The sequence below is a fragment of the Curtobacterium flaccumfaciens genome (assembly GCF_051548005.1).
Classification (GTDB): Bacteria; Actinomycetota; Actinomycetes; order Actinomycetales; family Microbacteriaceae; genus Curtobacterium.
The window spans coordinates 1-19754 of record NZ_JBPUGH010000051.1 but is presented as its reverse complement, the minus strand read 5'-3'; the positions used below and the strand labels follow the sequence as shown (position 1 = coordinate 19754).

General features: G+C 71.4%; 17 protein-coding genes. 12 read left to right on the top strand and 5 right to left on the bottom strand.

Annotated features, from left to right (window positions below; all coding sequences use genetic code 11):
• Window positions 1-39 precede the first annotated feature (39 nt).
• The 3 genes from ACSW7Y_RS08200 to ACSW7Y_RS08190 all read right to left on the bottom strand — a co-directional run bounded on the left by ACSW7Y_RS08200 (window position 40) and on the right by ACSW7Y_RS08190 (window position 4148).
• A complete protein-coding gene (locus tag ACSW7Y_RS08200; RefSeq protein WP_438125809.1) occupies window positions 40-1380 on the bottom strand; it encodes an extracellular solute-binding protein in 1341 nt (446 codons plus the stop codon).
• Between the two features lie 113 nt (window positions 1381-1493).
• Complete coding sequence (locus tag ACSW7Y_RS08195) at window positions 1494-2735, bottom strand: ROK family transcriptional regulator (protein ID WP_438125808.1); 1242 nt, start codon at window positions 2733-2735, stop codon at window positions 1494-1496.
• Between the two features lie 363 nt (window positions 2736-3098).
• On the bottom strand, window positions 3099-4148 hold the full coding sequence (locus ACSW7Y_RS08190) for a zinc-binding dehydrogenase (protein ID WP_438125807.1): 1050 nt from the start codon (window positions 4146-4148) through the stop codon (window positions 3099-3101).
• 78 nt (window positions 4149-4226) lie between these two features.
• On the opposite strand from ACSW7Y_RS08190, the gene ACSW7Y_RS08185 reads away from it, so the two are divergent.
• Both ACSW7Y_RS08185 and ACSW7Y_RS08180 read left to right on the top strand, forming a co-directional pair.
• Window positions 4227-5168, top strand: a complete 942-nt coding sequence (locus ACSW7Y_RS08185; RefSeq protein ID WP_438125806.1) for a DUF3097 domain-containing protein — start codon at window positions 4227-4229, stop codon at window positions 5166-5168.
• A gap of 260 nt (window positions 5169-5428) precedes the next feature.
• Window positions 5429-6082, top strand: coding sequence for a spermidine/putrescine ABC transporter substrate-binding protein (locus tag ACSW7Y_RS08180; protein ID WP_438125805.1), 654 nt, complete (start codon window positions 5429-5431; stop codon window positions 6080-6082).
• Between the two features lie 153 nt (window positions 6083-6235).
• Here the strand turns inward: ACSW7Y_RS08180 and ACSW7Y_RS08175 are convergent, their stop codons facing one another.
• Together ACSW7Y_RS08175 and ACSW7Y_RS08170 are read right to left on the bottom strand one after the other, a co-directional pair.
• Complete coding sequence (locus ACSW7Y_RS08175) at window positions 6236-7249, bottom strand: LacI family DNA-binding transcriptional regulator (RefSeq protein WP_438125804.1); 1014 nt, start codon at window positions 7247-7249, stop codon at window positions 6236-6238.
• On the bottom strand, window positions 7246-7659 hold the full coding sequence (locus tag ACSW7Y_RS08170; protein ID WP_438125803.1) for a DUF3054 domain-containing protein: 414 nt from the start codon (window positions 7657-7659) through the stop codon (window positions 7246-7248). Before ACSW7Y_RS08170 ends, ACSW7Y_RS08175 begins: the two co-directional genes overlap by 4 nt.
• Before the next feature lie 125 nt (window positions 7660-7784).
• Between ACSW7Y_RS08170 and ACSW7Y_RS08165 the strand changes: the two genes are divergently transcribed.
• The 10 genes from ACSW7Y_RS08165 (at window position 7785) to ACSW7Y_RS08120 (ending at window position 19564) form a co-directional block, all read left to right on the top strand.
• Window positions 7785-8735, top strand: a complete 951-nt coding sequence (locus tag ACSW7Y_RS08165) for a hypothetical protein (protein WP_438125802.1) — start codon at window positions 7785-7787, stop codon at window positions 8733-8735.
• A 325-nt stretch (window positions 8736-9060) separates the two neighbouring features.
• Window positions 9061-10212 carry an extracellular solute-binding protein gene (locus tag ACSW7Y_RS08160; RefSeq protein WP_438125801.1) on the top strand — a complete coding sequence of 384 codons (1152 nt, stop codon included), beginning with the start codon at window positions 9061-9063 and terminating at the stop codon, window positions 10210-10212.
• On the top strand, window positions 10209-11240 hold the full coding sequence (locus ACSW7Y_RS08155; protein ID WP_438125800.1) for an ABC transporter permease: 1032 nt from the start codon (window positions 10209-10211) through the stop codon (window positions 11238-11240). The genes ACSW7Y_RS08160 and ACSW7Y_RS08155 overlap by 4 nt, the downstream gene beginning before the upstream one ends.
• Window positions 11237-12049, top strand: a complete 813-nt coding sequence (locus tag ACSW7Y_RS08150) for an ABC transporter permease (RefSeq protein WP_438125799.1) — start codon at window positions 11237-11239, stop codon at window positions 12047-12049. Before ACSW7Y_RS08155 ends, ACSW7Y_RS08150 begins: the two co-directional genes overlap by 4 nt.
• A gap of 83 nt (window positions 12050-12132) precedes the next feature.
• Window positions 12133-13188 (top strand): ABC transporter ATP-binding protein, encoded by a 1056-nt coding sequence (locus tag ACSW7Y_RS08145; protein ID WP_438125798.1) that lies wholly within the window; start codon window positions 12133-12135, stop codon window positions 13186-13188.
• A complete protein-coding gene (locus ACSW7Y_RS08140; protein ID WP_438125797.1) occupies window positions 13185-14765 on the top strand; it encodes an inositol monophosphatase family protein in 1581 nt (526 codons plus the stop codon). Before ACSW7Y_RS08145 ends, ACSW7Y_RS08140 begins: the two co-directional genes overlap by 4 nt.
• Window positions 14766-14847: 82 nt before the next feature.
• The gene (locus ACSW7Y_RS08135) at window positions 14848-15588 is read left to right on the top strand and encodes a hypothetical protein (protein ID WP_438125796.1); all 741 of its coding nucleotides are present in this window, start codon (window positions 14848-14850) and stop codon (window positions 15586-15588) included.
• 88 nt (window positions 15589-15676) lie between these two features.
• Window positions 15677-16708 carry an ATP-binding cassette domain-containing protein gene (locus tag ACSW7Y_RS08130; RefSeq protein WP_438125795.1) on the top strand — a complete coding sequence of 344 codons (1032 nt, stop codon included), beginning with the start codon at window positions 15677-15679 and terminating at the stop codon, window positions 16706-16708.
• Window positions 16705-17553, top strand: coding sequence for an ABC transporter permease (locus tag ACSW7Y_RS08125; RefSeq protein WP_438125794.1), 849 nt, complete (start codon window positions 16705-16707; stop codon window positions 17551-17553). Before ACSW7Y_RS08130 ends, ACSW7Y_RS08125 begins: the two co-directional genes overlap by 4 nt.
• A gap of 109 nt (window positions 17554-17662) precedes the next feature.
• Entirely contained in the window at window positions 17663-19564 is a 1902-nt protein-coding gene (locus ACSW7Y_RS08120) for an amino acid transporter (RefSeq protein WP_438125810.1), read from the top strand.
• Window positions 19565-19754 lie beyond the last annotated feature (190 nt).

The following is a 19754-nucleotide window of genomic DNA, read 5'->3' as shown; positions in this document are numbered from 1 at the left end:
CCTCCAGGCTGTCCGTTCCGGGGGTGGTGACGTCGGTCATCAAGGACCCGCCAGCTGGTTGGCGTTGTCGATGTCCTCGTCGAGCTGCTTGAGCTTCTGGTCGAGGTTCCCGCCGTTCTCCTGGTACGCCTGCCAGAACTTCGTGAAGGTGCCGATGTAGGCGGCGCCGTCGGCGGTACCGGGCGAGGTCATCGTGTCCTTGTTCCCGGCGACGTCGACGAAGGTCTTGTAGTTCTCGTCCACTTCGAGGTCCGGGGACTCCAGCGCGGAGGTGATCGTCGGGATGTTCTTCAGCCCGTTCGCCATGGTGACCTGCGCGTCGGTGTTCGTCGAGAGGTACTTCAGCAGCGCCCAGGCGAGCTCGGGGTGCTTCGAGCCCTTCGCGATGCCCGCCACGTTGCCCGCGATGTACGTCGAGCCGTAGTTCCCGAGGCCCTCCATCACCGGGGTGGGGGCGGTGCCGTAGTCGAGGTCGGGCTTCTGGTCCTTGATGAACGCCGTGCGGTACTCGCCGTCGATCTGCATCGCGACCTGGCCGGTCTGGAACGCGTTGTCGGCGGCGAACTCCTGCCCGAGGCCCGACGTGAACGCCTTGAGCTTGTCGTAGCCGATCTCGTCGACGAAGCCCTTCTGCCAGGTGATGAGCTTCTTCCAGGCGGACGATGTCCCGATCTCGCTGTTGCCCTTGCTGTCGAGCCACGACCCGTCGATCATCGGTGCCCAGTGCTCGGGGGAGTTCTCGTAGGAGTCGATCAGCGGGTTGAAGCCGAGCTGCTTGATCGAGCCGTCGGCGTTGTACGTCGTCAGCTTGAGCGCGTCGGTCTTCAGCTCGTCGAGGGTCTTCGGCGGGGTGCTGATCCCCGCCTTCTCGAGCAGCGGCTTGTTGTACATCAGGGCACTCACGTCGGCGAGGGCCGGGAGCGTGCAGCGCTTGCCCTTGTACTCGGTGTACGAGCGCACGGCCTCCGGGATGTCGGACAGGTCGACCTTGTCCCGGTCGATGTACGGGGTGAGGTCGCGGAAGGCACCGGACGAGCAGAAGCTCCCCACGATCGCGGTCGAGTACGACAGACCGACGTCGATGTTCTGCCCCGACGAGATCGCCTTCTGCAGCTTCTCGTCGTCCTGGCCGGCGTGGATGTCGACCGTGACGCCGGGATTGGCCTTCTCGAAGCCCGCGACGGCCGACTTGACCACGCCGGCCTCGCGGCCCGTGAAGAAGTGCCAGAGGGACACGGTGCCCTTGAGCTCCTTCGGTGCGCTCTTCTCGATCGAGTCGGCGCTGCTGCCGGAGCTGCAGCCGGCGACGACGAGGGCGCCCACGGCTGCGACGGCCGTGGCGGTGACGATGCGCCGGAGGTTCGGGCTGGGGAGTGACATGCGGGACTCGCTCTCTGATCTCGCTCCGGGCGACCGGTTTCCGGGCGCGCCGAAGAGCCCTGGGACAGGGCCGGGTGATGGTGCCTCGAGTGGTGCGGGTGGGGTGGTGCTGGTCAGGAGCGCTCGGCGGGGTCCGGGGCGGGCACATCGTCGCTGATGCGCTCGAGCCGGTCCGCGAGCGCGGTGCGGACGACGTCGATGAGGACGTGCCGCGCACCGTGCAGGACGGGGGTGTCGGGGACGCCGGGGGCCACGACGGCGGTGGACCAGCGGGTGCGGGTCCGGAGCCAGGCGGTCACGGCGGCGGCCAGGGCGGGTCCGCCCGCGATCCCGGTCGGGCCGTGCAGCACGACCGTCTCGGGATCGGCGACGGCGAGGGCTGGGAGCACGTTGTGCCCGACGCGCTCGCCGAGGGCGGTGGTGAAGGGGTGCTGCTCGGGCAGGCCGGGCAGCTGCGGGAGCACCTGGCGCCAGTCGGCTGCGGTGCCGTCCGGTGCGGTGAGCCCGTGTTCGGCGGCGAGGGCGATGATCGCGGACTCGGAGATGAGGTCTGCGATGATCGTGGCCGTCGGGTCGATGGAGCGTGCATCGAGGGGCACGCCGAGGTAGCCGATCTCACCCGCGGCGCCGGACGCGCCCGTGTGCAGGTGGCCACCCAGGTCGAGCGCCATGCCGAGGCCCTCGGCCATCCAGAAGAGCGCGAACGACCCGGGGGTCCGACCGGCACCCATGTTCCGTTCGGCGATCGCGGCGAGGTTCGCGTCGTTCTCGATCACGACCCTGACCCCGAGCGCCTCGGACAGCGTCGTCGACACCCGGTCGCGGGGCCACCCGGGCAGGCCGTCGGTGAAGATGAGGGTGTCGGTCGCGTGGTCGACGCTCGCCTGCACGCCGACCGCGACCGCGGTGACGAGGTCCGGGTCGACGTCGGCGACCGCAGCGGCACGCGAGATCGCGGCGGCCACGATGTCCGCGCCGGGTCCGCGCATCTCTGCTGGCGTCATGGTGTGGGTCGCGACGGGGAACGTCCGTCCCGCGGCGTCGACCACCGTGCTGCGGACGTCGACGAGCTGGACGTCGACCGCCACCGCGAGGTCACGGTCGGTGATCGCTTCGTACACGGCGGCACTCGGCCCGCGGCGACCGGTCTGTTGGGCGGTGCCGGCGTCACGGATGAGGGCAGCCGCCTCGAGCCGCCGGATGATCTCGGCCGCGGTCGGCTTGCTCAGCCCGGTCCGCTGGGCGATCTCGTTGCGGGTGAGCGGCCCGTCGTCGAGCAGGAGCTCGAGCGCGGCCCGGTCGTTGAGGACGCGCAGCAGACCGGGCTGGCCGGGGGTGCGTCCTCGTGTGGTCATGACGAGGACTGTAACGGACAACCTTCTTTACTGAAAGGTTTGTTCACAGATCCGAAACACGCGTTGTGCTGCGCGAAACGTGCCCGGCGCGGCGGCGCGGTGCGGAGGCGTGGCGCGGTGGCGCGGTGCGGAGGCGTGGTGCGCGGGCGGGAGGCACGGTGCGGGCCGGCACCGTGCCTCCCGTCCGGGGTCGGTCGCGGAAGCGACACAGTGCCGTGTCACTGCGCGCTCCCGTCCGGCGGAGCGACAGAGTCGCGCCGGCGGTCGGCGGCATCCTGTCGCTCTCGCGAAAGCGACAGAAACGCGCCCTCGCCCGAGCGTCCCCGCGCGCCCGAGCCCCCCCGAGCCTGCGCGCCCGCGCACCTATGGGCGGAGCAGCACCTTGATGGCACGACGCTCGTCCATCGCCCGGTACGCCTCGGCGGCGTCGTCCAGCGGCAGCTCGAGGTCGAACACGCGGCCGGGGTCGATAGCGCCCGAGAGCACGTCCGGCAGCAGCTCGGGGATGTACTTCCGTGCCGGTGCCATGCCGCCCGCGACGGAGATGTTCGTGTCGAAGAGGTAGCGCGTGCCGATCGTGGGCACCCCGTGCGGGACTCCGACGAAGCCGAGTGCGCCGCCCGGACGGACCGAGTGCAGGGCCTGGTCCATGCTCTCCTCGGTGCCGACGGCCTCGACGGCGGAGTCCGCCAGGTCGCCGCCGAGCAGCTCCCGGATCGCCGCGACGCCCTCGGCGCCGCGCTCGGCCACGACGTCCGTCGCGCCGAACTCCCGCGCGAGCGCCTGCCGGTCCGCGTGCCGGCTCATGACGATGATGCGGTCGGCGCCGAGTCGCTTCGAGGCGAGCACCGCCGAGAGCCCCACGGCGCCGTCGCCGACCACGACGACGGTCCGTCCGGGGCCGACATGCGCCGACACGGCGGCGTGGTGCCCGGTGGAGAAGACGTCGGACAGGGTGAGCAGCGACGGGACGAGCGCGGGGTCGACCGGGCCCGGGACCTTCACGAGCGTCGCCGAGGCGTCCGGGATGCGGACGTACTCGGCCTGCGCGCCGCCGACCGGGTCGCCGTACGCGTCCTTGCCGCCGAAGCCGGACAGGTGCTCGCACCCGGTGGTCATGCCGTGGCGGCAGGCCTGGCACGTGCCGTCGTTCATGGTGAACGGGGAGATGACGAAGTCGCCCTCGTGCAGGTCGGTGACCTCGTCCCCGACCGCCACGACGGTGCCGACGAGCTCGTGGCCGATCGGGCGCGGTCGCTTCGTCTCGGTCACGCCGCGGTACGGCCAGAGGTCGGATCCGCAGACGCACGCCGCGACGACCTGCACGACGACGTCCTTCGGCGTGAGGATCGTGGGCCGGTCGGCGTCCTCGACGCGGACGTCGTTCGGGGCGTGGATGATGGCTGCGCGCACGGGGTGCCTTCCGTCGGATGGGTGGGTGTTCGGCCGGTCGACGTCGTCCGGGGCCGCGTCGACACTACGCTCCTGCGGGTGGACGACGACCGGTACGGCAACGACGTCCTCTCGGGCGACTGGCGCTCGCGGGGCGTGAAGAAGGTGCGGCAGGTGCCGCTCGAGCGCGACATGGTCCTCGAGGACCCCGCGACCGGGTGGGCCGGCGCGGTGGTGCGGCTCGAGGCCGGCAACGTCGAGCTGGAGGACTGGAAGGGCCGAACGCGGTCGTTCCCGTTCACCGGGCAGTTCCTGCTCGAGGGCGAGCTTGTGACGCTCGGCCGTCCGCAGGCGCCGGTCGGGCGGCCGGGCGGCGCTGGTGCGCCCGGGCGGTCTGCCGCGGCTGCTCCACCGGCCTGGAGGCCCGGCTCGGCTCCGGCGGTGCAGCACGCGTCCGACGGCGGTCGCCTCCGCACCGCGTCCGGCTCGTTCGCGGTCGAGCAGCAGCGCGCGCGGGTGGCGCTGCCGTCGCGGATCATGGTCGAGGGCAAGCACGACGCCGAACTCGTCGAGAAGGTCTGGGGGTCGGACCTGCGCGTCGAGGGCGTCGTCGTCGAGGAGCTCTCCGGCGTCGACAACCTCGCGGACGTGCTCGACGAGTTCCGTCCGACCCGGGAGCGCCGGGTCGGCGTCCTCGTGGACCACCTCGTGCCGGGGTCGAAGGAGTCCCGCTTCGCTTCCTCGGTCATGCAGGGCAAGTGGGGCGCGCACGTGCTCGTCGTCGGACACCCGTTCGTCGACGTCTGGCAGTCCGTGAAGCCCGCGCGGCTCGGACTCGAGGCATGGCCCACGATCCCGCGCTCGATCGAGTGGAAGCGGGGCATCTGCCAGCACCTCGGGTGGCCGCACGCCGAGCAGGCCGACATCGCCCGCGCGTGGCAGCGGATCCTCGGCCGGGTCCGCACGTTCGCCGACCTCGAGCCGCAGCTGCTCGGCCGCGTCGAGGAGCTCATCGACTTCGTGACGGAACCGAAGGCCTGAGGAGCCGGCCGTTTCGTCCACCCGTCCGGTGAGGCGGTGGCGATCCGCGCCTCCCCGCGGTCTCGGTCGCGCCGCAAGCGGTGCGAGGTTTCGCACACGGTGCGAGGCCCGCAACACCGCACCGTGCGCGAAACCTCGCACGCGGTCGGGCGTGGCTCGCACGGTGCGAGGTGCCGGGCCGGGCGTGCGGAGCCGGCCGTTTCGTCCACCCGTGCGGTGAGGCGGGGGCGATCCGCGCCTCCCGTCCGTATCGTTGAGGGATGGACGGCATCGACGGTCGCGTGCGGAGCGCCGTCGACGTCTGGCTGCGGTGGCTGCCGCGGTGGCAGATCGGCACCGCCCGCCCGCGGACGCGGATCTGCCGGAAGTGCACCGGCTCGCCGATCGCGAGCGCTGCCGGGTTCGGGCCGGACGTGCCGCACGCGGTGCAGCACGCCCTGATCGGTCGGATCTCGACGATCATCGAGGACGCGGTGGACGACTACACGGCGAAGAACCTGCCGCTGCTGCACCGCGAACTCGAGCGGGCGGCGGCGCGCAAGCGGCACGCGGGCTACCAGCCCACCGAGGGACTCTCGCCCGAGTTCCAGGGGCTCGACGTCGACCCGGAGCCCTCGCCCGGGTCGCCGTTCCTCTTCACCCTCGGTGAGATGACCGGCACCGGGGCGGGGGAGCAGACGCCGCGAGAACCCCTGTCCGAGGAGGCGAAGGCCGCGCTCAGACACGAGATCGGGCTCTCGGACGAGTGTGCCCGCGCCACCGGGACGGCGGTGTGCCTGGCGCTCATCGAACACCGGGCGCGGATCGCCGAGGCCGTCGAGCGCTTGGTCGAGCCGCAGATCGAGGCGCTCGTGTCCGACATGTTCCGCGGGTTCGACGGGATCGGCGAGGATCGGCGCGACGGGCTGTTCTGAGCGGGCGGTCCCCCTGTCGGTCGCGGGTTCCGGTCTTCTCGTCCCGGTCACGTGGTGCGAGCTTCCGTACTCGGTGCGAGGCGTCGTGCACTGCACCGTTCGTGCAAACTCGCACCGACCGCCTGCTGCCTCGCACGGTGCGAGGTCATCGCGTCAGCGGGGGAGGAGGGTCCGGCCGGGGACCACTGTGCCGCGGAGGGACCGATGCTCGACGGGGCTCGTCGGATCGTCGATACGCGCGACCACGAGGTCGATCGCCTCGCGTCCGATCCGTTCGATGGGCTGCGCGAGCGTGGTGAACCCGATCCAGTCGTTCGCGAGGGGGTAGACGCCGTCGAACCCGGTGACCGAGACGTCGCCGGGGACCTCGGTGCCGAGCCGCCGGAGTGCGTCGCAGACATCGAGCATGAGTCGGTCGGTCGGACACATGACGGCCGTCGCGCCCTGTTCACGCATCGTCTCGGCGACATCGGCGGCGATGTGCCCGGGCGGCCGGACGAAACTCGCGTCGATGTCCACCACCACGACACCGCGCACGCGGAGACGGGCGACCATGGCCTGTGCGCGGGCGTGCTGCGTGAGCGCGTTGTCCTGCGGGACGGTGAGGACCGCGACGGTGCGGTGGCCGGCGTCGACCACGGCGTCGGCGATCTGCGTCCCGCCGTCGGTCTCGTCGCAGTAGACGCTCGACAGGGCCGGGTGGAGCTCTGGACGACCCGCCACCACGGTCGCGATGCGCGGCGCGAACTCCGCGATCTCGGCCGCGGGCAGGAGGCCGGAGCACACCACGAGGCCGTCGACCCGCATCGAGACGAGTGCTGCGAGGGCGGACTTCTCGTCCTCGACCCGGCCGACCCCGGTCGTCGTGACGACGCGGTACCCGAGCTCGGACGCGCGCCGTTCCATCACCGCGTGGAGGGCGGTGTAGACCATCGAGGATGCGTCACGGACGAGCATGCCGATGGTGTGGGTCCGGCCCCGGACGAGTCCGCGGGCCATCGCGTTCGCGACGTAGCCGAGCTCTGCGGCGGCGCGCTCGACCCGCTCGCGCGTCTCGTCCGAGAACCGTCCGGTGCCGGACAACACCCGGCTGACGGCCGACTTGGAGACGCCGGCCCGTGCCGCGACGTCGAGGATGGTCGGTTGGGAACCGCGGAACGCGCTCACGCCGTGGTCCGGCGGTGCCGCCGAGACGCCGAGGTCCGCTGGAGGAGTCGGACGAGGGCTCGCCAACCGAGCAGGAACACGCCGAGCACGATGGTCGCCACGATCACGAACGAGATCGGCAGCGGGTTGCCGTCGACGTCACCCTGCCCGGTGGCGACACGGATCGCGAGGCCGATGAACACCGTCAGGACCCAGACGACGACACCCGTCGGCCAGAACGCGAGCGGGCGGCCCCACGCGCCGCTCGAGACGTAGCCGATCGCCCAACCCGCGAGGAACGGGTAGGCGGTCGTCCAGAGCGTCCACGCTGTGTTCGCCTCGCCGTGGGACGACCGCCCGATCAGGGCGAACAGGACGATGAGGACGATGTCGACGACGGCCGCGAGCCAGCCCCAGGTTCGTGTGGACACGTCCTCATTGTCGCAGCCCGATGAGGGGAGTACCCGTTCATGCTGCGGGCTGTGCAAAACCGTGTCTCCTCCACATGTCAACCCAGCATCGCTCGCACCGTGCTCACACGCTGGACGATCCTGCGATGCACGACCATCGTCCTTTCCCGACCACCCCGGACTGTCCCGTCGTCCGCGTCCCGCTCGATCGTCCGGACGAAGCCGAGCGCATCCGGCGCCGTGCCAGGGCCGGAGAGCTGCACCGCATCGCACACGGCCGGTACTGCGACGCGGAGCGGTGGCGACGACTCCTGCCCGAGGAGCGGCACCACGTCCTCGTCCGCTCGCTCATCGACCGCATCGTGCCCGAGTTCGTCGTCTCCCACCGATCCGCAGCCGTCCTGCTCGGAGCGCCGATCATCGGCCCGCTGCCGGACCGCGTACAACTCATCCGCCGCGGCCGACGATCCCGGACCACGAACGCGACCTTCGTCGTGCACGACGACCTCGATCCAGGGTCACGGGACATCCTCAGGTTCGTCGCGGACGGTCTCCTGGTCACCGGATTCGACCGGACCGCCGTGGACCTCGCGACGACCTCGGCCTTCCTCGACGCCGTCGTCGCGCTCGACCGGTTGCTCGCGTTCGGTGCCGACGAGGACGTGATCGCCGACGGGATCGCCAGGCGGTCACAGCACGGACGTCGCCGGGCGCGGCGGTCCCTCGACTTCGCTGACGCGGCGTCCGGGTCGGTCGGCGAATCGGTGCTGCGGGTGCGGTTCGACGAGTTCGGTACACCGCCGCCGGTCCTCCAGCACCGGTTCTCCGAGCCGGGGCAGCCGGACATCATCGTGGACTTCTGGTTCCCGGAGCAGGGCATCGCGGTCGAGTTCGACGGCGAGGCGAAGTACCGCGACCCGAGGATGCGCGGGGGCCGCAGCGCGGAGGACGTCGTCGTGGCGGAGAAGTACCGGGAGGACCGACTGCGTGGATTCCTGGACGTGACGGGCGTCGTGAGGGTGGGGTGGACGGACCTGTGGCGCGAAGTCGAACTGCGCAACAAGTTGCGGCGTGGTCGGGTGCCGATGTCGCGATGAGGCGGGCCCGCACGGTGCGAGGGAGGTGCTCCTCGGTGCGAGGTTTCTCGCAGGGTGCGACGGAGCGATCGTCCCACCGTGAGCGAAACCTCGCACCGAACGGCGCCGGCCGGGGCGGCTGGGCCCCGCCGCGCGGAGTTCACCGGGCGGCGACGCTCACGGCACCTCGTGTTCACCCGGCGCCGCCACACTCGTCGACGGCGCGGGAACGTTCCCGCACCGCCCGCACCGCCCGCACCGCCCGCAACCGCCCGCCACTACCCTGCACCACCACACCCCGCCCCGACACCCCACAGACCCCACACACCCCACGGAGGGAACCGACGTGAAGACCCGAGTCCTCGCAGGCCTCGCGATCGCCGCCACCGCCACGGTCGCGCTGTCCGGCTGCGTCCAGAGCGCGAACGCCTCGAACAGCAACGCCGACGGCGCCACCGACCTCACCGTGTTCATCAGCGGTGACACCAACGTCCAGGACCTCTGGGAGAAGTCGCTCATCCCGGCGTTCGAGAAGCAGCACCCGAAGATCTCCGTCCACACGAGCATCGACCTGCACGGCGAGCACGACGCGCAGACCCAGGCGAACCTCGCCACCGCCGTGAAGGCCGGCAAGAGCGTCGCCTACGACCTGGTCGACGCGGGCTTCGTCACGACCGCAGGCAAGGCCGGTCTCATGGCGAAGGTCGACGAGCAGGGGATCCCGAACCTGAAGGACGTCCCCGAGGCCACCAAGCAGCAGGGCGGCGACAGCGCGATCCCGTACCGGGCGTCGAGCGTGCTCCTCGCCTACGACCCGAAGAAGGTCAGCGACCCGCCCAAGACCCTTGACGCGCTGCTCGCGTGGATCAAGGCGAACCCCGGCGAGTTCGCGTACAACTCGCCGTCGTCCGGCGGTTCCGGCGGTTCGTTCGTCGCCACCGTGCTCGCGAAGTACCTCACCGCCGACGAGCAGGAGACGATGCAGACGACGTACGACAAGTCGCTCGAGTCGAAGTGGGACAAGGGGTTCCAGACCCTGAAGGACCTCGGCCCGTCGACCTACCAGAAGGGTGTCTACCCGAACGGCAACGACCAGGTCGTCCAGCTGCTCGGCTCCGGCCAGATCGCGATGGCCCCGGTCTGGAGCGATCAGTTCATCACCTCGCAGAAGACCGGCATCATCCCGAAGTCGATCAAGGCCGTGCAGATCGAGGACCCGTCGTTCACCGGCAGCGCCAGCTTCCTCGGGATCCCGGCGACCGAGCCGAAGGCGAAGAAGGCCGCCGCCGAGGAACTCGCTGACTTCGTGCTCAGCACCGAGGGGCAGCAGCTCGTCGCGAGCGCCGTCTCGGGCTACCCGGTCGTCCCGCTCGACACGCTGCCGAAGTCGGTGTCCGAGCAGTTCGCGGACGCGGACCCCTCGCAGCTCCGCCTCGGCTTCCAGAGCGACTTCGCCGCGGACATGAACGCCGCGTGGGACGCGAAGGTCCCGCAGTGACCCAGGTCACCGACCGGGAGGCCCGTGGCGCGTCCGCCACGGGCCTCCCGCCCGTCCCCGGTCGCGCCGGAGGAGCCGAAGAGGCGGCCCTCGGCACCGCCGACCGTCACGCGGTCCGTGTCCGTGAGGCGCGCCGCTCACGTGCCACCGGGCTCGCGCTCGTCGCCGCCCCCGTGCTCGTCGTCGTCCTGTTCGTCGGCGTCCCGGTGGTCAACGCCGGGCTGTTCTCGCTCGGCTTCACCGGCGGGCTCAACGAAGCCCTCGCCGACATCGGGCAGGACGTCGTCCACGGCTTCTCCTTCGCGGTGTACGGCGCCCTCCTCGGCAATCCCGTGTTCCTCCGCGACCTCGGCGCCACGCTCGGCGTCACGGCGCTCGCCACCGGTCTGACGATCGCCCTCGCGGTGGTCGTCGCGGTGATCCTGCGGCTCCGCGGCGGTCTCGTCGGGAAGACCCTCAGCGTCCTCGCCGTCGTGCCGATCTTCGTGCCGGTGGTCATCGCGAGCTGGTCGATCCTGACCTTCACGGACGCCCAGGGCTTCCTGCGGAGCCTCGGCGCCCAGGTCGGTCTCGACGTCCCGGTGTGGGGCTACACGCTCGTGGCCGTGGTGTTCGGCAGCGTCTGGACCAGCCTGCCGTTCGCCGTGCTCATGGTCGCGGGTGCGCTCCAGGGAACGCCGGACGCGCTCGTCGACGCCGCGAAGGACGCCGGCGCGAGCACCTGGCGGGTCGTCTGGCAGGTGCTCCTCCCGATGGCGAGGACCCCGCTCGTGATCGCGACCACGTTCACCGTGATCGGCGTGCTCGGCTCGTTCACGGTGCCGTACTTCACCGGGCCGAACGCACCGACGATGCTCGGGGTCGACATCTCGAAGTACTTCCAGGCGTACAACCGCCCGCAGCAGTCCACCGCGATGGCGTTCATCGTGTTCGCCTTCGCCGCGGCCGCGAGCGTCTTCTACCTCCGCTCGACGGTGCGCAGCAACGCCCGCGAGCTGGCAGCCACGAACAAGGAGGCGCAGTCGTGATCCGACGCGTGACGGGCACCGCCCTGGTCTGGGCCACGGCGGTCGTCCTCGCCGTGTTCATCGTCGGCCCCCTGCTCTGGCTCGCCGTCCGGGCGTTCGCGACGAGCTGGACGTACCCGAACCTGCTGCCGGACGGGTGGACCCTGCAGTGGTGGTCGACCGTGTTCGAGGACCCCACGCTCGGCGTCGCGGTCCAGAACTCGCTCGTGCTCGCCCCGCTCACGGTCCTCATCGCTGCGGCCGTCTGCCTGCCCGCGGCCTGGGCGATCAGCCGGATCGAGTTCCCCGGCCGACGGGTCGTGCTCGTCGGGCTGTTCGCGACGAACGCGTTCCCGAAGATGGGCCTCTTCGTGACGATGTCCGCCATGTTCACCGCGCTCGGCCTGATGAACACCGTGACCGGCATCCTGATCGTGCACGTGCTCGGGACCGTCGTGTTCATGACGTGGTTGCCCGCCGCTGCCTTCTCGGCCGTGCCACGGTCGCTCGAGGAGGCCGCGCGCGACGCCGGCGCCGGGCGCTGGCGCACGTTCTGGGCGGTCACGTTCCCGATCGCCTGGCCGGGCATCCTCGTCGCCGTCGTGATGAGCTTCCTCGCCTCGTTCGACGAGGCCCAGGGCACGTACCTCGTCGGCGCCCCGACCTACATGACGATGCCGACCGCGATGTACTCGCTCGTCCTCAACTCGCCACGGCAGGTCTCGGCGGTCTTCGCGATCGCGCTGAGCATCCCCTCGGTGGCGCTCCTGCTCCTGGCGCGCAAGCACATCATGGGCGGCCGTCTCGCGGACGGGTTCCAGATCCGATGACCGCGAGCACCAGCACGACCGCGACCGCGCGCCCGCCCGTGGGCGGCAGCACTGCCCTCACCACCGACATGAAAGGCGACCCCATGACGGACGCGACCCGCACGGCGGAGCCCGCCACGGGCCTCCAGGCCGGACGACCGCGCGGAGGCGGACTGCGCGTCCGCGGACTCCGCAAGACCCTCGGTGGCCGCGACGTCGTCGCCGGCATCGACCTCGACGTCGCCGAGGGAGAGCTCGTCTCCCTGCTCGGCCCCTCGGGGTGCGGCAAGACGACGACACTGCGGATGGTCGCCGGGTTCCTGCCCGTCGACGGCGGCAGCGTCTCGATGGGCGGCCGGGACGTGACGGACGCCGGTCCGGAGCATCGGCCGAGCGCCATGGTGTTCCAGAACTACGCGCTCTGGCCGCACATGACGGTGACGCAGAACGTCGCCTTCCCGCTCCGCACCCGCCGCGTGCCGAAGCAGCAGACGGCCGAACGCATCCGAGCGGCGCTCGAGCTCGTCGGGCTCACCCACCACGCGTCGTCGAAGCCGACCGCGATCTCCGGTGGCGAGCAGCAGCGGGTCGCCCTGGCCCGCGCCGTCGTCCAGGAGCCCGATGTCCTGCTCCTCGACGAACCGCTGTCGAACCTCGACGCGAAGCTCAGGGTGAGCGTCCGCGACGAGATCCGGCGCATCCAGCAGCGCCTCGGCATCACCACGGTGATCGTGACGCACGACCAGGACGAGGCGCTCAGCGTCTCGGACCGCATCGCCGTGATGCACGACGGGCGGATCGAGCAGATCGCCACACCGGGGGAGCTGTACGCCCGTCCCGCGACCGAGTTCGTCGCCTCGTTCATCGGGTCGACGAGTCCGGTCCGCGGGCGGTTCGCGATCGGGGTCGACCACCGCCCCGGTGACTCCGTGCTCGTCCGACCGGAGCAGGTGGTGCTGTGCGACGACTCGCCCCTCACGGCGACCGTGTCGCGGGTGCTCGTCAGGGGGCACTTCACCGAGGTCGTGCTCCGTGCCGACGACGATGAGCTGCGTGCCTACGTCAGCGGCCCCCCACCGGCGGTCGGTTCCGAGGTGGGTGTCCGTCTCGGTGACGTACTCGTCCACCGCGACGGCGTGCTGGTCGGGGGCGCACGGTGAGCGCGGAGGTCGCGATCGCGCGGGCGGTCGCGTCCCACCCGGCCGGGAGGCACGGTGCGGTCCCGCCCCGTCTGGTCGCCCACCGCGGTGCGCCGCGGGTCCGGCGCGAGAACACGATGCCCGCCGTCGCGGTCGCCGAGGCGCTCGGCGCGGAGGTCATCGAGGTCGACGTCCGGCGCACGTCGGACGGCGTCGCGGTCCTGCTGCACGACGAGACCCTCGGGCGGATGTGGGGGGACGCCCGCCGTGTGGACGAGGTGCCCTGGTGCGAGGTCGCCCGGCTCGGCAACGGGCTCGACCGCATCCCGCGGCTCGACGCCGTCCTGGAGCGGCTCGACGGCTGCCGGTCGACCGTGCTCGTCGACCTCACCGACCCGGTCGACGCCGTCGTCGCGGCGCAGACCGTGGCGACGTCCACCGCGTCGACGGCCGTGGCCTGGTGCGGTGCGCCGGCGGCGATGACCGCGGTCCGGACGGTGCTGCCCGACGCCGACGTCTGGCTGGCCTGGGAGTCCCTCGAGCCGCCGACCGCCGCCGACCTCGAGTCGCTCGCCCCGAGCACGCTGAACCTCGACGTGGCCTTCCTCACGCCGGCGACCGTCCGTGCCGCCCACGACCTCGGACTGCAGGTGTCGGTGTGGACCGTCGACGACGCCGGCCTGGCCCTGTGGGCAGCCCGGCTCGGTGCGGACTCGGTGACCACGAACGACCTCGCCGTGCTGCGCGGCGCGTTCGCGGCCGCGGAGCGGGACGGCTGGCCGGAGCCCGATCGTGAGCCCACCGAAGCCGAGGTGGCATCGCGCGCCCAGGCCCTCGCGCACCGCATCGCGCACGAGGTGATCGCGTTCACGCGCGAACACCCCGTCGGGTCGGTGTCGACGAAGGCCCACGCCGCCGACCTCGTCACCGACGTGGACCGCCTGGTCGAGCAGCACGTCCGCGGTCGGGTGCGTGCGGCCTTCCCGACGCACGGCTTCACGGGCGAGGAGTACGGCGAAGCACCGGGCGACCGGCACCGCTGGTACCTCGACCCCGTCGACGGCACCACCAACCTGGCGAACGGCGTCCCGTGGACGTCGATGTCGCTCTGCCTCACCCGCGGCGGCCAGCCGGTCGTCGGGGTCGTGGCGGACCCGTGGCGTGGCGAAGTCCTCGAGGCTCGACGTGGGCGCGGGGCCGTCCTGCGTGACCGGCCCCTCCGCCTGGACGACGATCCGCGGCCGCTCGCGGGGGCCGTCGTCGGCACCGAGCTCGACGGGCACCGTCCCTGGCCGGGCTTCGGCGCGTTCCTCGACGCGCTCGCCGACCGGTCCTGCACCCTCCGCGTCCAGGGGTCCGGCACCCTCACGATCGCGCAGGTGGCGGCGGGGCGCGGGATCGGCGGCTGCGTGTCCGCGTTCGACCCGGTGGACCACGGTGCTGCGGTGCTGCTCGTGCACGAGGCCGGCGGCGTGGTGCTCACGCGCAACGGACCCGTCGACGGCTTCCCGCCGCTCGGCGACCCGTTCCTCGTCGCCCACCCGGGTGCCGCCGACGAGTTGCACGCGGCGTGGACCGCGGCGCTCGGCGTTCTCTGAGTCGCCGTACAGGGTGCAGCCGCTCGACGCTCGTAGGCTCGGCATCCCAGCACCGCACCGACCTCCCGAAGGAGCACGGACCATGGGTTTCCTCGATCGACTGCTCGGCCGCCCCGAGCGCCCGCCGCAGGACCAGAACCAGTGGGGGCAGCCCCAGCAGCCGCAGCAGCAGCAGCAGGGGTACCGGTACGGACAGCAGTCGTACCAGGTGCCGGCCGGAGCGCCGCAGTGGGGCCCCGGCGCACCGGCTGACGGCCCCGCCGGTGGTTCGGCGCAGCAAGCCGGGTCGGCGGAGGACGAACGCGCCGTCGAGCGCTACCGCTACCTGCTCCGCACCGCGCCGCCGGAGCGCATCGAGGAGGTGCACGCCGAGGCCTTCGCGACCCTGACCCCCGAGCAGCGGCGCATGGTCTACGACGAGTTCACCCGCAGCGCCCCCGCCGGCGAGGCCCCGCGCGGCGACGACCCGCGCTCCCTCGCCCAGGCCGCGACGCGGTCCGAGATCCGGCAGCCCGGGTTCATGGAGCGCTCGCTCGGCGGCATGGGCGGCGGCGCCGGCGGCGCGTTCGGCGGACGCCAGGCGCCGTCGTTCGGCCGCATGGTCGGTGCGTCGATCCTCGGCACGGTGGCGGGCTACGTCATCGGTTCGGCGATCATGAGCGCGTTCCTGCCCGACCCCGGATCGTTCGACGGCGGTACCGACGCTGCGGATGACGGCGGTTCGGGGGACACTGGTGGCGGGTACGACGAAGCGTCTGCCGACGGCGGCTCCGACTGGGGCGGCGACTTCGGTGGCGACTTCGGTGGTGACTTCGACGTCTGAGCGTGCGGAACGACCGGCAACGATCGTCCACATGTGTCCGGTCACCCGCTGAAACACTGGTATTCTCCATGCTCGACCGAGGAGCGACATGGCGATCATCGAAGCAAGCGGACTGACCAAGACCTACCGGTCGGGGTCGGGCCCCGTGCACGCACTGGCGGGGCTCGACCTCTCCGTCCCGCAGGGCACGGTCAAGGCGCTGCTCGGGCCGAACGGCGCGGGCAAGACCACCACGGTCAAGGTGCTGACGACGCTCATCACCCCCGACAGCGGTACCGCGACGATCGACGGGGTGGACGTCGTGCGCGATCCGCAGGCCACCAGGCGGTCCATCGGGGTCTCCGGGCAGTACGCCGCGGTCGACGAGAACCTCACCGGGTTCGAGAACCTCGAGATGATCGGCCGGCTCTACCACCTCGGTCGACGGACCGCGCGCGAGCGGGCGCGGCAGCTCATCGACGTGTTCGACCTGTCCGAGGCCGGTGACCGGCCCGTCAAGGGCTTCTCGGGCGGCATGCGTCGGCGCATCGACCTCGCGGGCGCCCTCGTGATGAACCCGCGCGTGCTGTTCCTCGACGAGCCCACCACCGGACTCGACCCCCGGAGCCGGCTCGCCCTGTGGGACATCATCGAGGGCCTCGTCGCCGACGGCGCCACGGTGCTCCTGACCACGCAGTACCTGGAAGAGGCCGACCGGCTCGCCGACGACATCGCCGTGATCGACGGCGGCACCGTGATCGCCGAGGGCACCGCCGACCAGCTGAAGGCCCAGGTCGGCGGGCACCGGGTGGTCGTGACCCTGGTCGACGCGGCGGACGGCGACGCCGCGACCACCGCACTCCGTCGGTACGGCGTCGGGGACGTCGAGGTCTCCGGCGACGGACGAACCTTCGCGATCGCCGTCGACGCCGGCCCGAGCGCGCTCCAACGGGTCCTCGCCGACCTCGGCGAGGCGGGGATCGACCTCCACGACGCCGGGATGCGCCGTCCCACGCTCGACGACGTGTTCCTCCGCCTCACCGGCCACGCCGCGACCGAGGACGAACCCGACGACACCGCCACGGGACCCGGGCGCACGAAGCAGAAGCAGAAGCAGAAGCAGAAGGAGTCGGCGCGATGACCGCCACCGTCACGGCGCCGGGTCGGGCGCTCCCCGTCGCCGTCACCTCGCCGGTCGCCGTCTGGTTCGAGGACGGCTGGACCGTCACGAGGCGGAACCTCACGAAGATCAAGCGCTCGCCGGACATGCTCGTGTTCGCGGTCCTGCAGCCGATCATGTTCGTGCTGCTCTTCAGTCAGGTCTACGGCGGTGCGATCGCGGTCGAGGGGACCGACTACACGCAGTTCCTCATGGCGGGCATCTTCGCGCAGACCGTCGTGTTCGGGGCCACGTTCTCGGGGTCCGCGATGGCGCAGGACCTCAAGGAGGGGCTGATCGACCGCTTCCGGACGCTGCCCATGTCATCGTCCGCGGTGCTGATCGGGCGCACGAACTCCGACCTCGTCCTCAACGGGATCTCGATGGTCATCATGATGCTGACGGGGCTCGCGGTCGGCTGGCGGGTGAACTCCTCGCCGCTCGAGTTCGTCGCCGGCGTCGCGTTGCTCCTGCTCTTCAGCTACGCGTTCAGCTGGGTGATGGCGCTGCTCGGGATGAGCGTCAAGACGCCGGAGGTGATCAACAACGCCTCGTTCATGATCCTGTTCCCGCTGACGTTCATCTCGAACGCCTTCGTGCCGAGCGACACGTTGCCGCTCGTGCTGCGGGTGTTCGCGGAGTGGAACCCGGTGTCGTCCCTCGTCCAGGCCGCCCGGGAGCTCTTCGGCAACGTCGGATCCGCGCCGGTGCCGGACATCTGGACCATGCAGCACCCCGTCGTCACCGTCCTGATCGGCATCGCGGCGATGCTCGTCGTGTTCGTCCCGTGGGCGGTGAACAAGTACACGCGGATCAGCGCGAAGTGAGCAGCGTGACCGAGTGGGCGCCGAGCGTCGCACGAACGCTTAGCATCATCCAGTGACCGCGACCGAACCCCGACGCCTGCCCGAGCGTCGATCCCGTCTGAAGCGCTGGATGCTCGAGGGCACCGACCGGGGTGCTTCGCACCAGGGCCCGCACCAGGTTGAGGTCGAGAAGACCCACTCGTGGTGGCGCGTCATGTGCCTGACGGGCGTCGACTACTTCTCCACGTTGGGCTACCAGCCGGCGATCGCGGCGCTCGCGGCCGGGCTGCTGTCGCCCATCGCGACGATCGTGCTCGTCCTCGTGACGCTGTTCGGCGCCCTGCCGGTCTACCGCCGGGTCGCGCAGGACAGCTTCAAGGGCGCCGGGTCGATCATGATGCTCGAGAAGCTCCTGCCGTGGTGGGCCGGCAAGCTCTTCGTGCTCGTCCTGCTCGGGTTCGCCGTCACGGACTTCATGATCACGATGACGCTGTCGGCCGCGGACGCCACGGCGCACATCGCCGAGAACCCCTTCACCCCGCACTGGTTCACCGAGATCCCGGTGCCGCTGACCCTGGCGCTCCTGCTCCTGCTCGGGGTGGTGTTCCTCCGCGGCTTCAAGGAGGCGATCGGCATCGCCGTCGGGCTCGTCGCGGTCTACCTCGCACTCAACGCGGTCGTCGTCGTGGTGGCACTCGCGCACGTGTTCGAGAACCCGATGGTGGCGAGCGACTGGTGGAGCGGCCTGACCGCGCAGCACAGCGACCCCCTCGTCATGATCGGCATCGCGCTGGTGGTCTTCCCGAAGCTCGCGCTCGGCCTGTCCGGCTTCGAGACGGGTGTCGCGGTCATGCCACAGGTCCGCGGTGACGCGTCCGATGTGGGCTCGCCCCGTCCCGAGGGACGCATCCGTGGGACGAAGCGACTGCTCACCACGGCGGCGATCATCATGAGCAGCTTCCTCATCACGTCGTCGATCGTGACGACGTTCCTCATCCCGCAGCGTGAGTTCCAGCCCGGCGGACAGGCGAACGGCCGGGCCCTCGCGTACCTCGCGCACGAGTACCTCGGCGGCGTCTTCGGGTCGGTCTACGACTTCTCGACCGTCGCGATCCTCTGGTTCGCCGGCGCGAGCGCGATGGCCGGGCTGCTCAACCTCGTCCCGCGGTTCCTGCCCCGCTACGGCATGGCACCGCAGTGGGCACGTGCCACCCGTCCGCTCGTCGTCATCTTCACGCTCATCGCCTTCGCGATCACGATCCTGTTCCAAGCGAACGTCGACGCGCAGGGCGGTGCGTACGCGACCGGGGTGCTCGTCCTGATCACGAGTGCCGCGGTCGCCGTGACGCTCTCGGCGCGGCGCAAGGGGCAGAAGAAGCGGACGATCGGGTTCGGGATCATCACCGTCGTGTTCGTCTACACGACGGTCGCGAACGTCATCGAGCGGCCGGACGGCGTGCGCATCGCCGCGGTGTTCATCATCGCGATCGTGGTCGTCTCGCTGGTCTCCCGGGTGCGCCGGTCCTTCGAGCTCCGGGCCTCGTCGATCGAGCTCGACGCGGTGGCCCGGCAGTTCGTCGAGGCCGACGCCGACCAGTTCAGTTCGGTCTGCATCATCGCCAACGAGCCGGGTGCGGGCACGGCCGAGGCGTACCGGTCGAAGGGTCGGGAGGAGCGTCGCGACTCGGGCATCCCCGCGCGCGTCCCGACGATGTTCCTCGAGGTCCTGCCGGCTGACTCCTCCGACTTCGAGGAGGACCTCGTGGTCGAGGGGCACGTCGTGCACGGACACCGTGTCCTCCGCGTGCGGTCGGGCAACGTGCCGAACACCATCGCGTCGACGCTGCTCGCGATCCGCGACCTCGCTGGTGTCGTCCCGAGCATCTACTTCGAGTGGAACGAGGGCAGCCCGATCCAGAACGCGCTGCGGTTCGTGTTCACGGGCGTCGGGGACGTCGCACCGGTGACCCGCGAGGTGCTGCGCGAGGCCGAGCCGGACGTCCACCGCAGGCCGAGCGTCCACGTGTCCTGACGGCGCGCGCGGCGAGGCGGAGCGAGGCGCCGGCCGGGACGGCCGCGACCGCGCGCACCGCGCGACGTCAGGGGCGACAGGTCGGGCTCGACCGCACCTTCCTGACGGCAGGAGCGGGCAGGTCGGTCGCGACCCGGTGCCGTCGACTGAACCCGATGGCGGCCGGGAGGCCCGTGGCGGCGCCGCCACG

What these genes read in the sequence shown, in the direction of transcription:
- ACSW7Y_RS08180 (WP_438125805.1), top strand. Translation starts at nt 5,429, where the DNA reads ATGGACGGCATCGACGGTCGCGTGCGGAGCGCCGTCGACGTCTGGCTG.
- ACSW7Y_RS08145 (WP_438125798.1), top strand. Translation starts at nt 12,133, where the DNA reads ATGACGGACGCGACCCGCACGGCGGAGCCCGCCACGGGCCTCCAGGCC.
- ACSW7Y_RS08125 (WP_438125794.1), top strand. Translation starts at nt 16,705, where the DNA reads ATGACCGCCACCGTCACGGCGCCGGGTCGGGCGCTCCCCGTCGCCGTC.
- ACSW7Y_RS08130 (WP_438125795.1), top strand. Translation starts at nt 15,677, where the DNA reads ATGGCGATCATCGAAGCAAGCGGACTGACCAAGACCTACCGGTCGGGG.
- ACSW7Y_RS08135 (WP_438125796.1), top strand. Translation starts at nt 14,848, where the DNA reads ATGGGTTTCCTCGATCGACTGCTCGGCCGCCCCGAGCGCCCGCCGCAG.
- ACSW7Y_RS08195 (WP_438125808.1), bottom strand. Translation starts at nt 2,735, where the DNA reads ATGACCACACGAGGACGCACCCCCGGCCAGCCCGGTCTGCTGCGCGTC.
- ACSW7Y_RS08120 (WP_438125810.1), top strand. Translation starts at nt 17,663, where the DNA reads ATGCTCGAGGGCACCGACCGGGGTGCTTCGCACCAGGGCCCGCACCAG.
- ACSW7Y_RS08200 (WP_438125809.1), bottom strand. Translation starts at nt 1,380, where the DNA reads ATGTCACTCCCCAGCCCGAACCTCCGGCGCATCGTCACCGCCACGGCC.
- ACSW7Y_RS08165 (WP_438125802.1), top strand. Translation starts at nt 7,785, where the DNA reads ATGCACGACCATCGTCCTTTCCCGACCACCCCGGACTGTCCCGTCGTC.